This is a genomic window from Bradyrhizobium sp. Leo78 (assembly GCF_059512425.1).
The window spans coordinates 32,617-47,578 of the sequence record NZ_JCAMOT010000016.1; the positions used below are offsets into that span (position 1 = coordinate 32,617).

Annotated in this window: 11 protein-coding genes; 5 read left to right on the forward strand and 6 right to left on the reverse strand. The window is 63.7% G+C overall.

All coding sequences use genetic code 11. The features are described from left to right. Positions 1–1,167, reverse strand: a complete 1,167-nt coding sequence (locus AC5ZG1_RS20785) for an acyl-CoA dehydrogenase family protein (protein WP_028161769.1) — start codon at positions 1,165–1,167, stop codon at positions 1–3. A gap of 130 nt (positions 1,168–1,297) precedes the next feature. Here AC5ZG1_RS20785 and AC5ZG1_RS20790 point away from each other — a divergent pair, with 130 nt between their 5' ends. Continuing rightward, complete coding sequence (locus AC5ZG1_RS20790; RefSeq protein ID WP_496133930.1) at positions 1,298–2,218, forward strand: LysR substrate-binding domain-containing protein; 921 nt, start codon at positions 1,298–1,300, stop codon at positions 2,216–2,218. Between the two features lie 358 nt (positions 2,219–2,576). Here AC5ZG1_RS20790 and AC5ZG1_RS20795 read toward each other — a convergent pair whose 3' ends face one another. Continuing rightward, a complete protein-coding gene (locus tag AC5ZG1_RS20795; protein WP_130227250.1) occupies positions 2,577–3,851 on the reverse strand; it encodes a cytochrome P450 in 1,275 nt (424 codons plus the stop codon). A gap of 123 nt (positions 3,852–3,974) precedes the next feature. Continuing rightward, complete coding sequence (locus AC5ZG1_RS20800) at positions 3,975–5,246, reverse strand: cytochrome P450 (protein WP_496133931.1); 1,272 nt, start codon at positions 5,244–5,246, stop codon at positions 3,975–3,977. A gap of 364 nt (positions 5,247–5,610) precedes the next feature. Here AC5ZG1_RS20800 and AC5ZG1_RS20805 point away from each other — a divergent pair, with 364 nt between their 5' ends. From AC5ZG1_RS20805 to AC5ZG1_RS20815, 3 genes are all read left to right on the forward strand, one after another. After that, positions 5,611–6,783 carry an isovaleryl-CoA dehydrogenase gene (locus tag AC5ZG1_RS20805; protein ID WP_130227248.1) on the forward strand — a complete coding sequence of 391 codons (1,173 nt, stop codon included), beginning with the start codon at positions 5,611–5,613 and terminating at the stop codon, positions 6,781–6,783. A 348-nt stretch (positions 6,784–7,131) separates the two neighbouring features. Beyond that, a complete protein-coding gene (locus AC5ZG1_RS20810) occupies positions 7,132–8,283 on the forward strand; it encodes a DUF898 family protein (RefSeq protein WP_496134006.1) in 1,152 nt (383 codons plus the stop codon). Positions 8,284–8,286: 3 nt separating this feature from the next. Next, positions 8,287–9,384, forward strand: coding sequence for a M48 family metallopeptidase (locus tag AC5ZG1_RS20815; RefSeq protein ID WP_496133932.1), 1,098 nt, complete (start codon positions 8,287–8,289; stop codon positions 9,382–9,384). Positions 9,385–10,475: 1,091 nt separating this feature from the next. Here AC5ZG1_RS20815 and AC5ZG1_RS20820 read toward each other — a convergent pair. Together AC5ZG1_RS20820 and AC5ZG1_RS20825 are read right to left on the reverse strand one after the other, a co-directional pair. Then, complete coding sequence (locus tag AC5ZG1_RS20820) at positions 10,476–11,225, reverse strand: DUF2927 domain-containing protein (protein WP_496134007.1); 750 nt, start codon at positions 11,223–11,225, stop codon at positions 10,476–10,478. Positions 11,226–11,359: 134 nt separating this feature from the next. Then, the gene (locus tag AC5ZG1_RS20825; RefSeq protein ID WP_496133933.1) at positions 11,360–11,932 is read right to left on the reverse strand and encodes a L,D-transpeptidase; all 573 of its coding nucleotides are present in this window, start codon (positions 11,930–11,932) and stop codon (positions 11,360–11,362) included. Positions 11,933–12,205: 273 nt separating this feature from the next. On the opposite strand from AC5ZG1_RS20825, the gene AC5ZG1_RS20830 reads away from it, so the two are divergent. After that, complete coding sequence (locus tag AC5ZG1_RS20830) at positions 12,206–13,753, forward strand: acetolactate synthase large subunit (protein WP_028165416.1); 1,548 nt, start codon at positions 12,206–12,208, stop codon at positions 13,751–13,753. An 11-nt stretch (positions 13,754–13,764) separates the two neighbouring features. On the opposite strand, the gene AC5ZG1_RS20835 is transcribed toward AC5ZG1_RS20830, so the two are convergent. Further along, complete coding sequence (locus AC5ZG1_RS20835) at positions 13,765–14,799, reverse strand: HWE histidine kinase domain-containing protein (RefSeq protein ID WP_496133934.1); 1,035 nt, start codon at positions 14,797–14,799, stop codon at positions 13,765–13,767. Between the last annotated feature and the right edge of the window lie 163 nt (positions 14,800–14,962).

Sequence of the window (14,962 nt, forward strand, 5' to 3'; positions counted from 1 at the left end):
TCAGTAGGAGCGGGGCATGCCGAGCACATGCTCGGCGACGAAGGACAGGATCAGATTGGTCGAGATCGGCGCCACCTGGTAGAGCCGCGTCTCGCGGAACTTGCGCTCGACGTCGTATTCCTCGGCAAAGCCGAAGCCGCCATGGGTCTGCACGCAGGCATTCGCCGCTTCCCAGGACGCATCCGCCGCCAACATCTTCGCCATGTTGGCTTCCGCACCGCAATCGAGCCCGGCTTCGTACTTGCGGGTGGCTTCCTTCACCATCAACTCGGCCGCACGCATCGAGGCATAGGCTTTTGCGATCGGGAACTGGATGCCTTGATTCTGGCCGATCGGCCGGCCGAACACGGCGCGCTCCTTGGCGTAGTTGGTCGCCTTGGCGATGAACCATTTGGCATCGCCGATGCATTCGGCCGCGATCAGGATGCGCTCGGCATTCATGCCGGAGAGGATGTAGCGGAAACCCTTGCCCTCGTCGCCGATCAGGTTTTCCGCCGGCACCCGCATGTCCGTGAAGAACACCTCTGTCGTCGCGTGGTTCATCATGGTCCGGATCGGGCGGATCTCCAGCCCCTTGCCCTTGACCTCGCGCATGTCGACGATGAACACCGACAGCCCGTCGGTCCGCTTCTTCGCCTGCTCCTTCGGCGTGGTGCGCGCGAGCAGGATCATCAGGTCGGAATGCTCGGCGCGGCTGGTCCAGATCTTCTGGCCGTTGACGACGTAGTGGTCGCCGTCCTTGCGCGCAAACGTCTTCAGCGACGACGTATCGGTGCCGCTGGTCGGCTCGGTCACGCCAAAGGCCTGCAACCGCAATTCACCGCTCGCGACCTTCGGCAGATACTTCGCCTTCTGCTCGGCATTGCCGTGCCGCAACACCGTGCCCATCGTGTACATCTGCGCGTGGCAGCCGCCACCGTTGCAGCCGGCACGCTGGATCTCCTCCAGGATCGCCGCCGCCGCGGACAGCTTCAGCCCCGCGCCGCCATACTCCTCGGGGATCAGCACCGAGAGATAGCCGGCTTCGGTCAACGCATCGACGAATTCCTTCGGATACGCCATCTGCCGGTCGAGCTTGCGCCAGTATTCACCGGGAAACTGTGCGCAGAGTTTTGCCACCGCATCGCGGATGTCGGAATAGTCGTCATGGTGTTCTTGTGCGGTCATCGGAAATCACCGGCGCGTTCGTTTAAGGGATGGCGGATCTGAAAGGCGCGGCGGACCATTGTGGCGCCGGCGTAAACTCCCTATGCTGTTTTGTTATAGCGTATGAAGTAGCATTCCAAGATTGGCAAGCATGGATTTCCGCCAGCTTAGGACGTTTACCTGCGTCGCGGAACTCGGGAGCCTGAGCAAGGCCTCCGACACGCTGCGCATAGCTCAGCCGGCGCTGAGCCGGCAGATCAAGCTGCTCGAGCACGAGCTGCGCACGGAGCTGTTTACGCGGAACGGCCGCGGCATGGTGCTGACCGATGCCGGTCGCCTCTTGCTCGCGCGCACCTCCGGCATCGTCCGCCAGGTCGACCAGATCCGCGACGACATCCAGTCCGCGCAGGGCCCGCCGTCCGGCCGCGTGGTGCTCGGCCTGGTGCCAACGGTGAGCTGCGTGCTCTCGGCGCGCTTCGCCCGCCGCTGCGTGGAGAATTTCCCCGGCATCTCGCTGCGCATCGTCGAGAGCTATAGCGGCCACCTGATCGAATGGCTGCACCGCGGCGAGATGGATATTTCGATCATCTACGGCCGCACCGCGGACCTGCATCTGGCGGCGCAGCCGCTCGGCCGCGACCAGATCATAGCGGTCGGCCCTCGCGGCTGCGGCTTGTCGCGCAAGAAGCAGGTCGAGATCGGCTGGCTCTTGCGCCAGCGCCTGGTACTGCCCAGTCATTCGCATGGGCTCCGTGCCCTGATCGAGCACGCCGCGGCGCTCAAGAAGATCAAGCTCGACGTCCAGCTCGAGGCGGATTCGTTCCGCGTGCTCACCAGCCTGGTCGAGGAGGGGCTCGGCTTTGCGCTGTTGCCGCCATCCTCGGTGCGGAGCGAAGTCGCCGACGGACGGCTGGAAACCGCGGCGATCGCAAATCCGCTGTCGCGCGAGCTGATCATTGCCTCTCCGATCGATCGTCCCACCTCGATCGCGACCACCGCCGTCACTGCGCTGTTGCGCGAGGAGGTCGCCGCCTGCCGCAAGGAAGGCCTCTGGGACATCAAGCTGGCGTAAGCCGTTGCGGCGCGCCAACAGAAGACTTAAGGGAAGCTCGCGCAGCCTTCCCTTCGCATCTGGTGCAGGCTGTCATGCCAGGTTTTTATATCTCCGTCATTGCGAGCGAAGCGAAGCAATCCATTTCACCACTTGCGGAGGCATGGATTGCTTCGTCGCTTCGCTCCTCGCAATGACGGAGCTGAGGCCCGGCCTGTGGCCTCGCCCTTCGAGACGGTCGCTACGCGACCTCCTCAGGGTGAGGGGATAGAGTGGAGTGCGCCGCTCTCCCCGCGTCATTGCGAGCGAAGCGAAGCAATCCATCTCGCCACTTGTGGAAGCATGGATTGCTTCGTCGCTTCGCTCCTCGCAATGACGATCACCCCGGAATCCGCACCGGCAGCGTCTCATATCCCTTGATGAAGCTGGAATAGATCCGCCGGGGCTCGCCGACCACCTCGATACGGTCGAACCGTTTCAGCATCTCCTGCCAGATGATCTTCAATTGCAACTCGGCGAGCCGCATGCCGACGCAGCGGTGGATGCCGAAGCCGAACGACAGATGCGTGCGCGGCCGCGGTCGGTCGATGATGAACTCGTTGGGGCGGTCGATCACCTCTTCGTCGCGGTTGCCCGAGACATACCACATCACGACGCGGTCGCCCTTTTTGATCGTCTTGCCGCCGAGCTCGGTATCTTCAAGAGCGGTACGCCGCATATGGGCGAGCGGCGTCTGCCAGCGGATCACTTCCGGCACCATCGAGTCGATCAATTCAGGGTTTTGCCTGAGCTTCTCGTACTGCTCCGGGTTTTCGTTCAGCGCCAGCACCGAGCCGGTCATAGTGTTGCGCGTGGTGTCGTTGCCGCCGACGATCAGCAGGATGAGGTTGCCCATGAGGTTGTCGCGGTCCATGTGCCGCGTCGCATCGCTATGCGCCATCATCGACAACAGATCGTTGCGCGGCGGCGCGTTGACGCGCTCGTTCCAGAGCTTGGCGAAATAGGCGTAGCATTCGTCCATTTCCTTCCGTCGCTGCTCCGGCGAGTCGACGATGCCGCTCTTGGGCAGAGCGGTAGCGACGTCGGACCAGCGCGTCAGCTTGCGCCGTTCCTCCCAGGGGAAGTCGAACAGCGTCGCCAGCATCTGCGTGGTCAATTCGATCGAGACCCTTTCGACAAAGTTGAATGTCTCGTTGCGCGGCAGGCCGTCCAGCACCCGTTGCGACCGCTCGCGGATCAGCTTGGCAAGTTCGTCCAGATGCGTCGGCGTGAACATCGGCGACACCGTCTTGCGCTGCGCCGAGTGTTTCGGCTGGTCCATCGCGATGAAGCTCGGCCAGTCATAGCCGACCGGCATGTCGCGGATGCCGATGCCGCCAAGCGTCGCATCAGAGGAGAAGATGCCGTGGTTGGTGTCGACATGCATGATGTCGTTGTACTTCGTAACCGACCAATAGGGCTCGATCGGCGCGTTGGTGCAGTAATGCACCGGCTCTTCTTTGCGCAGCCGCTCGAACCACGGCTGCCACGTGTCGTTCTGGAACAGCCTTGGCGCGCCCGGGTGGAAATTCTTCAGCGGCGTCGAATAGGCCTCCTCGCGCGCCAGGCGCATCAGCTCGTTCCTGTCGACCCTGACCGAAGTCTGCACGTTCATGGTTATCAACTCCCAAAAGCGCTAGAGCATTTCGGTTCTGATGGAATCAGAACCGAAGCTCTAGATTTTCGTTTTGACGCGTTTTCTTCACGCGAACCGGTGTCCACTTCGCTCGAAAACGCTCTAGTCCGCGATGCGGACCGGCAGCGTCTCATATCCCTTGATGAAGCTCGAATACACGCGCTTCGGCTCCTCCACCACCTCGATCGTGTCGAAGCGCTTCAGGATCTCTTCCCAGATGATCTTCAACTGCAATTCGGCAAGTCTGAGGCCGACGCAGCGATGGATGCCGAAGCCAAACGAAATGTGAGTGCGGGGACGGGCGCGATCAATGATGAACTCGTAGGGGCGGTCGATCACATCTTCGTCGCGGTTGCCCGAGACGTACCACATCACGACCTTGTCACCCTTCCGGATCTGCTTGCCACGGAACTCGATGTCGGCAAGCGCGGTGCGGCGCATATGCGCCAGCGGCGTCTGCCAGCGGATCACCTCCGGCACGAAACTATCGATCAAGTCAGGGTTCTGCTTCAGCTTGCGATACTGGTCCGGATTCCGGTTCAGCGCATAGATGCTGCCGGAAAGCGTATTGCGCGTGGTGTCGTTGCCGCCGACGATCAAGAGGATCAGATTGCCGAGGAAGTTCTTCGGGTCCATGTCGCGCGTCGCCGGGCTGTGCGCCATCATCGAGAGCAGGTCGCTCTTCGGCGGCTGGTCGATCCGTTCCTTCCACAGCCGCGAGAAATAGCTGGCGCATTCCATCAGCTCTGCCTGCCTCTCGTCCTCGGTCGCGACCAGCCCGCCGGTGCCCGGAAGCGTGGTGGCGACGTCCGACCAGCGCGTCAGCTTGCGCCGGTCCTCCCAGGGGAAATCGAACAGCACCGCCAGCATCTGCGTGGTCAATTCGATCGAGACCCTGTCGACCCAGTCGAACACGTCGCCGCGCGGTAGGTTGTCGAGGCATTCGGTCGAGCGCTTGCGGATGTTGATCGCCAGCTCGTCGAGATGGGTCGGCGTGAACATCGGCGCCACGGTCCGCCGTTGCGCCGAGTGCCGCGGCTGATCCATTGCGATGAAGCTTTCGCGGCGCAGATCCGGGGCGATGTCGCGGATGGTGATGCCGCCGAGCGAGGCGGCCGAGGAGAACACCGAATGGTTGGTCTCGATCTCCATGATGTCGTTATACTTGGTCACCGACCAATAGGGCCCGAACAGGCTGTCCCGGCAATAGTGCACCGGCTCCTCCCGGCGTAGCCGGTCGAAATAGGGCCAGAACGAATCGGTCCGGAACAGTTCGGGAGCGCTGGGGTCGAATTGATCCAGCGGGATCGCATAAGCCCGCTCGCGGGCGGCCTCCTGGGTTTCGCTCTGGGCGCGATCGACCGTCCCGTGCATGGCGTATCTCCTTGGATCGTCCCGGTCCGGTTGTTCCGTCGGGCGCATTTTTGACGGATTACAACCCGTCACGCCGCGCAGGGCAAGGGCGAGTTTGGCACATTTGGCCGCATCGGCTTCCACCGAGCCGCGCCTGCGGGGAGAGGGAAGGTACCTACCGCCCTCGTCATTCCGGGGCGTCCGAAGGACGAACCCGGAATCCATTGGGCCGCATATACGTGCGGAGAAATGGATTCCGGGCTCGACGCTTCGCGTCGCCCCGGAATGACGGCGGTGCGGGGAGCGGAAGAAGAAACCTCCCCGTGACAAGCCGCCCGGCAGCGAATAAGCCTAGGGCAACAAGCCATTCTGGAGGCAGCTCGCCATGATTCCCAACGCGCAACGGATGTTCAATTTCGACCTGGGCGAGACCGCGGATGCGATCCGCGAGACCGTGTACGATTTCGCGAGCAACGAGATCGCCCCACGCGCGGCCGAGATCGACCGCACCAACCAATTCCCGCGCGACCTCTGGCCGAAGATCGGCGCGCTCGGGCTGCACGGCATCACCGTCGAGGAGGAATATGGCGGAACAGGCCTCGGCTATCTCGAGCACTGCATCGCGCTGGAGGAGATCTCGCGTGCCTCCGCGTCCGTCGGCCTGTCCTACGGCGCCCATTCCAACCTCTGCGTCAACCAGATCCGCCGCAACGGCAACGAGGCGCAGAAGCGGAAATATCTGCCGAAGCTGATCTCGGGTGAGCATGTCGGCTCGCTCGCAATGTCCGAGCCGAGCGCCGGAAGCGATGTGGTCTCGATGAAGACCCGTGCGGAGAAGAAGGGTGATCGGTTCGTGCTCAACGGCAACAAGATGTGGATCACCAACGGTCCTGTCGCCGAGACGCTGGTGGTCTATGCCAAGACCGATCCGAACGGCGGTCCGCGCGGCATCACCGCTTTTATCATCGAGAAGGGCATGAAGGGGTTCTCCACCGCGCAGAAGCTCGACAAGCTCGGCATGCGCGGCTCCGACACGTGTGAGCTGGTGTTCGAGGATTGCGAGGTGCCGGAGGAGAACGTGCTCAGCGAGGTCGGCCGCGGGGTCAACGTGCTGATGAGCGGCCTCGACTATGAGCGCGCGGTGCTGGCGGCCGGCCCGATTGGCATCATGCAGGCCTGCATGGACGTGGTGATGCCCTATGTGCACGAGCGCAAGCAGTTCGGCCAGCCGATCGGCACTTTCCAGCTCGTGCAGGGCAAGGTCGCCGACATCTATACCACGATGAACGCCTCGCGGGCCTATGTCTATGCGGTGGCGAAAGCCTGCGACCGCGGCGAGACCACGCGCGAGGACGCCGCCGGCGCGATCCTCTACGCCGCCGAGAAGGCGACGCAATGCGCGCTCGACGCCATCCAGCTCCTCGGCGGCAATGGCTACATCAACGACTATCCGACCGGCCGCCTGCTGCGCGACGCCAAGCTTTATGAGATCGGCGCCGGCACCAGCGAAATCCGCCGCATGCTGATCGGCCGCGAACTGTTCGACAAGACCGCGTAGCGGCATTCTCTCCACTTGTCATTCCGGGGCGACGCGAAGCGTCGAACCCGGAATCCATTTCTCCGCCTGCACAAATGGCGAAATGGATTCCGGGCTCGCGACTACGTCGCGCCCCGGAATGACAGGGCGATGTGTGGCTCGATGGATTCTCTGATCTGCAATTGCACATCATAGCTCGTCCTTCGGACGCCCCGGAATGACGGGCACCGGATACCTCCGTCATCTGCACGGCACGTCATTCACTTTACACTCGACTCCTGCGCGAATATCTCGATCACACTTCCTTTGATAAATCTGTGGTTTTGTGCGATCCGCAGAGACTGCCTGGAGTTGATCCCCGTGCACGAGATGAGCTGGACCCCGATTGGGCCTCCGCAACCGCCACCCCTGCCTGTACCGCCGCAGATACCGGTTGCGTTTACCGGCAGCCGCCGCGAGTTCTTCGACCTGGTCAAGCGCGGCGCCGGGCTCGAATTCGTCACGCTCGGCTTCTACCGGTTCTGGCTGGCGACCGACATGCGCCGTCATCTCTGGTCCAACACCGAGATCGAAGGCGACGCCGCAGAATATACCGGCCGCGGCAAGGAGCTTCTGATCGGCTTCCTGGTCGCGCTCGCGATCCTGGTGCCGGTTTACCTCGCTTATTTCCTGGTCGGCCTCGAGGCCGAGCGCGCCCAGGCTTTCGCGAGCATTCCGCTGGTGGCGTTCTTCTATCTGTTCGGACAGTTCGCGATCTTTCGCGCGCGCCGCTACCGCCTGACGCGGACGGTGTGGCGCGGCGTGCGATTCTGGATGAGCGGCTCCGGCTGGGCCTATGCCGGGCTCTCGGCGTTGTGGGGACTCGCGGTGATCGTCACCCTCGGCCTCGCCCTGCCGTGGCGCGTCGCGGCGCTCGAGCGCTACAAGATGCGCCATTCCTACTATGGCGACCTGCAGGGCAGCTTCGAGGGGCGCGGCTGGGAGTTCTTCAAGCGCGGCTGGTGGCTCTGGCTGTTGGTGCCGGTGGCAGTCTGCATCGTGCCGCTCGCGCCCTTCACCTACGGTGCCTACAAAGCGGTCGAATGGCGATGGTGGTTGTCCGGCCTCCGCTTCGGCGGCGTGCGGCTCGAGTCGACGCTGAAGCGCAGCGCGCTGATCGGGCTTTATTGGAAAGTGATCGGCTGGATTGTCGTGCTCGGCCTCGTGTTTGCGGCCTGGCTCGCGCTATCCGCGGTGCTGGTCGCCAGCATGAGCGCAACGCCGCTCAAGGAATTCTTCGCGAGCCAGGAATTTACCGGGAGCATTCCGTTCCTGGTGCTCCTGGGCGTTGGCTATCTCCTGTTCGCGCTGGCCATCAATGTCGTGATCCGCGTCTATCTGATGCGCGATCTCTGGGTGAAGGTGCTGGGGTCGACGATCGTCCATGGCATCGACGCGACGGCCAATGTCTCCGCCCGAGGTGAGCTCGCCAACGCGCTCGGCGAGGGCTTCGCCGACGGTCTCGACGTCGGGGGCTTTTGACCCATGAGCGGGGCGATCGACAGTGGACTTAGCTCCGCCTTCTATTTCGACGGCACGTCGAGCAAGCGGCACGCGGTCACGCTGCGATTCGCCGACGTGCTCGAGATCGAGGAGGACGGACAGCGGATCGCCGCCTGGCCCTATGCGGATATCCGCCGCGCCGACGGTCCGTCCGGCAAGCTGCGGCTCGCCTGCATCTCTGCGGCCGCGCTGGCGCGGCTCGAGATCCGCGATGCCGCGCTCGCGGCCGAGCTCGTCGCGCGCTGCGAAAAGCTTGACGAGCATGTGCTCGGCGGCCGCGGCGTTGCGAGCATCGTCGGCTGGTCGCTGGCGGCGACCGTGTCGATCGTCCTGGTCGTGCTGTTCGGCGTGCCGCTTGCCGCCGACCGGCTGGCGGCTCTGGTGCCTGTCGCGTTCGAGCGGCGGCTCGGCGAAGTCGCCGACAGCCAGGTGAAGATGGTGTTCGACGGCAAGTCGTGCGGCAACCCCGCCGGCCAGCGCGCGTTTGAAAAACTCGTCAACACGCTGCGCGAATCCGCTGGCATGGACACGTCGCTGCAATCGGGCGTGCTCTCGACCTCGATTCCGAACGCCTTCGCGTTGCCGGGCGGCAGGGTCTATGTGTTGGATGGGCTGCTCGCGAAAGCCGAAAATGTCGATGAGCTCGCGGGCATCCTCGCCCACGAGCTCGGCCATCTCCAGCATCGCGACGGCCTGCGCGGCATGATCCACAATGGCGGCACCTCGTTCCTGATCGGCCTCTTGTTCGGCGACATCACCGGCTCCGGCGCGGTGATCTTCGGCTCGCGCACGCTGGTGAACGCATCGCATTCCCGCGAAGCCGAACAGAACGCCGACAGCTTCGCGATCGAGACCATGCACCGGCTCGGCCGGCCGACCAAGCCGATGGGAGAATTGATGTTCCGCATCACCGGCAAGGAAGGCGACAGGGGCCTGTCGCTGATCGCAAGCCACCCCATGACCGAAGACCGCCTCGCCCGTATGACCCGCGAAAACCGCCCCGCCAGCGGCCCACCATTGTTGACCGCGGGAGAGTGGCGCGCGCTGAAGTCGATCTGCAGCGCCGGCACCAGGCTGTAGGAGCCGACCACCGGCGTCATTCCGGGGCGCGCGCAGCGCGAACCCGGAAACTATTTCACCACATATCCCCCTGTCATTCCGGGGCGGCGCGAAGCGTCGAGCCCGGAATCCATTTTTCCGCCTGCACAAGTGGCGAAATGGATTCCGGGCTCGTCCTTCGGACGCCCCGGAATGACAGCGTGTGTTGGGTCGCGAGCTGCGACAAATCAACCCGACGGGCAAATCACCTAAAGTCTGTCCAGCCCTCGCGGAAAAAACATTCCGCTTCCGTCGTCGGGCAAATCAGTGATTTAACTCCGCGCGTCTCACGGCGGATGAGGGGCGGCTCGCGATCGTCACGAACGTTGCGGTGAGATGCGGTGGACGTGATGGGTGTGACTGACGAGCATGCACATCACGGACGGCGAAGTCGTGTGGTCCTGGCGCCCCGACGCTGGCGCTAAGCTCGCGAGCAGCAAGAGCTGCCGCGGGTGACGGTGGCAAGAAAGCCCGGTCACCGAGGAGAGCACGAAGGAAACCGTAACACCATCGCGCAGGGAAAGCCGGAATGCTTCGGTTGAACCTGTGGTCCTACCCCCGTGCTTTTTGTTGCACGGGACCCACGGGTGCAACCGGCACCCGGCTTTCCCTGCGCCCTCTATTGAATGAGAGGGTGGAAAGTGCAGCAAAGCTCGGACGCAATGCGCCGCGAGAACGCGAACTCACATCCGCCGGGTCACACGTAGGATGGGCAGAGCGAAGCGAAACCCATCATGCGTGCGGCTTGCTCCATCGCGATGGGTTTCGCTTCGCTCTACCCATCCTACGGAATTGCTGTTTGAAAATTGAATCAGAACTTTCCGCGACGCCGTAGGGTGGGCAAAGCGAAGCGTGCCCACCCTCGCGAGCACTGCGCTGGATGGTAGGCGTGGCGCTGTCAATTGGTGCGCCCTCTCCCCTTGTGGGAGAGGGCTACTCCGTCGCTAGCCAAGAGCGCACATGGGTGAGGGGTCTTTCTCCACGCGCACCGTCGCCCGCGGAGACAACCCCTCATCCGTCGCGCATTGCATGCGCGCCACCTTCTCCCACAAGGGGAGAAGGGAAGCACCCCCTCACTCCGGCAGATTGTTCACCTTCTTCACCCACGCGCGGACGTCGGCGAGGACGTCGGGCAGCAAGGCCTTGACGTCCTGCACGGTCATGCCGGCCTTGATACGGGGATCGTAGAGCAGGTTGAGGATGTACTGGTCGTAGATGTCGAAATAGCCCATCGAGACGTTGTCGTTGAACATGGTCCAGGGCACGCTCGAGGTATCGTTGATCGGGCCGAGCGACTGCAGCAGTTCCTCATAGGCGCAATCGAAGAAGACGAAGTCGCCGTTATCGACCGTGAGGATCACGTCGGAATGCTCGATCTCGAAATTGTCGTTCTTGCGAAAGCCGCTCAGGCATTGCGGGTCGAGCGAGGAGCGGATTTCTTTCGCGCGCTCGCTGCCATAGAAGGTCGTGATGGTGCGATAGAGATCGCGGTCGCGCACCAGCCTCACCCTCACATTGGCGATCTCGCTGCTCTCGGTCATGGCGATGTCGAGGTGCTGGACCTTGGCGGCGACATCGCCGACGATCTTTGCGAGCTGGGCCTTGCGGTCGGCGCGGGTGCCGTCGGCGAACACCCTGATCGGGGAGTCATATTTGCGGATGCGGTCGACGCGGCCGGCGAGGTGGTACTCGGCGCCGAACGCCGTCTTCATGAAGCCTTCGATGATCTCGCTATCGGTGAAGGCTTTCTTCTCGTTGCGCTGGCGCGCGGCGATCGATGGGTTCTCGCCCGACCATGCCGGCGGCGCAACGAGGCCGGGCATGATCGCGGCCGAGGCGATTGCGAGGACGAGGACAGCCAGGATACGGTGAAGCGTGCACATCGCTATAACGCTGCCGCAATCACCGTGCGCGCGCAAGCTTGCTTGCGCATGGCAGCGCTGGTTCCCGCACCGTCCTAATTCTTGACGACGACGGTGGTGCCCACGGAAACGCGGCTATAGAGATCCACCACATCCTCGTTGGTCATGCGGAAGCAGCCAGACGATACCGCCTGTCCGATCGTCTCCGGCTCGTTCGAGCCGTGGATGCGGTAGAGCGTCGAGCCGAGATACAGCGCGCGGGCGCCGAGCGGATTTTCGACGCCGCCGGCCATGTGGCGCGGCAGGTCGGGACGGCGTCGCAGCATCTGCGCCGGCGGCGTCCAGCTCGGCCATTCCTTCTTGGCGGTGATGCGATGGGTTCCGCCCCAGCGGAAGCCGTCGCGGCCGACCCCGATGCCATAACGCAGCGCCTGGCCGTCATTGAGGACGAGATAAAGCCGTCGCTCGGCGGTGTTGATGACGATGGTGCCCGGCGCATAACGGCTCGGGTACATCACGGTCGTCCGTTGGATCGGGCTCGCGCCGGTGCCGAAGAAGCTGGGGCCGCCGCCCATGATGTCGCGGGTGTCGAAGAATTGGGCCTGCGCCTGACCGGCGCCTCCCAGCATCAAGAGCGCCGCCGCCAGCAAAACCCTGCCCCGTGTCATTGCCTTCCTCGCGTTATTTCCAGCCTCATGAAAGTGAGGCCATAAGTTGTTCGAATGCGCAACCCACGCCGCCGTGAGCAAGGGATTTTCGAGCACCGCGGTTAAAAAAGGCAACACATCAGAAACGATGGCAGCAATGTCCCGCTAAACCTTTGACGAAACGGGCGAACAATGGTTGATCTGGGCTCGGAACGCCGGGCTTGGGATAGTCGACTTGGGCCAACACAACATTACTTAGGCCAACAAAACAGCGCGGGAATGCGGGAGCGAGACATGAATGGTGCGGAAAGTCTGGTGCGGACATTGGTCGCGGGCGGCGTCGACGTCTGCTTCACCAATCCCGGCACCTCGGAGATGCATTTCGTCGCCGCGCTTGATAGGGTCGAGGGCATGCGCTGCGTGCTCGGCCTGTTCGAGGGCGTGGTGACGGGGGCGGCCGACGGTTATTTCCGTATCAAGGAAACACCCGCTTCGACGCTGCTGCATCTCGGCCCGGGTCTCGCCAACGGCCTTGCCAACCTGCACAACGCCAAGAAGGCGAATTCCGGCATCGTCAACATCGTCGGCCAGCACGCGACCTACCACATCGCGTATAACGCGCCGCTGACCTCCGACATCGAGGGCCTGGCGCGGCCGATGTCGGCCTGGGTCAGGACCTCGCCGGATGCCAAGTCGGTCGCCGCCGATGGCGCTGCCGCGATTGCCGCCGCCAAGAGCACGCCGCCGCAGATCGCGACCCTGATCCTGCCCGCCGACACCGCATGGAACGAGGCTGACGGTATCGCCCAGGTCCCGGCCGAAAGCCAGCGGCCGAACTATTCGGCACAGGCGGTGGAAGCGGCGGCCAAGATCCTGCGCGAAGGCGGCGCGCAGAACCTGTTGCTGCTGACCGGCAGTGCGCTGACCGAGCATGGGCTGGCGCTGGCCCAGCAGATCGCCGGCAAGACCGGCTGCAAGGTAATGGGCCAGACCTACAATCCGAAGATGGCGCGCGGCAGGGGCCGCTTCCTGATCGACCGCATTCCTTACGTGATCGAGCAGGCGCTGCCTATTCTCAAGGACTTCAAGAACATCGTGCTGGTCGAGGCCAACGACCCCGTCGCCTTCTTCGCCTATCCGAACAAGCCGAGCCTGCTGAAGCCGGAGGGGTGCGAGGTGCATCGGATGACCGCGGGCGGGGAGAATTCGGTGGCGGCGCTGGAGGCGCTGGCTGGCGCGCTCGGGGCCAAGCCGCAGGACGTCAAGCCGCAGAAGCTCGTCGAGCTTGCGAAGCCGACTGGCGCGCTGACGTTTGCCTCGATCGCGCAGGCGATTGCGTGCGCGATTCCGGAGAACGCCATCGTGGTCGATGAATCCATCACCACCGGCCGCGGCTTCTTCCCGCCGACGGCGGCCGCCGCGCCGCATGACTGGCTGCAGAACATGGGCGGCTCGATCGGCTTCTCGCCGCCGGTTGCGACCGGCGCCGCGGTGGCCGCTCCCGATCGCAAGGTGATCTGCATGGTCGGCGACGGCTCTTCGATGTACACGATCCAGGCGCTGTGGACGCAGGCCCGCGAGAACCTCAACGTCGTCACCATCGTGTTCGCCAATCGCATCTACCAGATCCTGCGCGGCGAGTTCGACGGCGTCGGCGCCGGCGAGCCGGGTAAGCGCGCGCAGGACATGCTGAAGATCGACCGGCCGACCATCGACTTCGTCTCGCTCGCCAAGGGCATGGGCGTGCCCGGCCGCGCGGTCACCACGGCCGACGAGTTCAACAAGGCGCTCGCGGAGGCGATCGCCGAGCCGGGACCGAGGCTGATCGAGGTGCAGATGTAAGGGGCTGCTCGCTACGCCGCGATATCCGGGAAGCAGAATTCGCAGATCAGGCCTTCCGGCTTCCACTGCCGGATGATGGTGCCGCTCAAGGTTCGGACCACGCCGTCGACGGCGTCGACGCCAAATCCGGTGCGGGTGGGCTCGGCCACTCTTGGTCCGCCGCTCTCCTGCCAGCGCAGGGAAAGGTTGGCGTTATCGGTCCGCCAACTGACGGCGATCTTTCCCGAGGGGCTGGAGAGCGAGCCATATTTGGCGGCGTTGGTGGCGAGCTCGTGCACGGTGACCGCGATCGCCTGCGCCAGCGTGGCCGTCAGCCTCAAATCGCCGCCGTCTATCGCGACCCGTCTCGAGTCGTCCACCGCATAGGGCTTGAGCTCCTGTTCGATGATCGCGCGGATGTTGGCGCCGGTCCAGCGCGACACCGAGAACAGCCGCTGCACATTGGCGAGCGCGCTGAGGCGCCCCTGGAAGACCGCCTGGAACTCCTCCGCAGTATCAGCCTTGGTCAGGCGCAGGATCGCCTGGATCACCGCCAGCAGATTGTTGGCGCGATGATCGACCTCCCAGGCGAGCCGCATCATGCGCTCCTCGGCCTGCTTGCGCATGGTGGTATCGACCAGCATGTTGACGGCGCCGATCAGCCGGCCGTCAGCGTCGCGCAAGGGCGTGGGGTAGGGCATGAAACAGATGCGCGAGCCATCGGGCCGTTCGGCGATTGCTTCCACGTTGCGCACCGGGCGGTTCTCACGAAGCGCGATCGCCATCGGGCATTCCTCATGCGCAAGCGGCGTGCCGTCCGTGCGGAACAGCTTCCAGCTCACGCACCACATGTCGCCGATGGCAGGCACACGGCCGGCGAACTCGATGCAAGCGTGGTTGAAGAAGGTGATGCGACCGTCTGCATCCGTCGTGTAGATCGCGGCGGGCAGCGCCTGAAGCACATCGCGAAACTGCTGCTCGTCGGGGTCGGCGCTGATCGCGGTGTGATGCGCCAGGATCTTTTCGATCTCTGCTTCTTCTTCCGAATCGTCAAAGAGGTTCAGCATCACCCGTCCATGCCCGCAGGTCTTCAGCCGGTAATTCGACACCAAGGGAAATGTTCCTCCCGGTGCGTACAGTGGCCTGCAAATTCAGTGGAAATCCGGACGCAAGGACGGTGAGCACAGCGACGAGGCACATCAAAAAAGGCCGCCCCGAAGGACGGCCTTG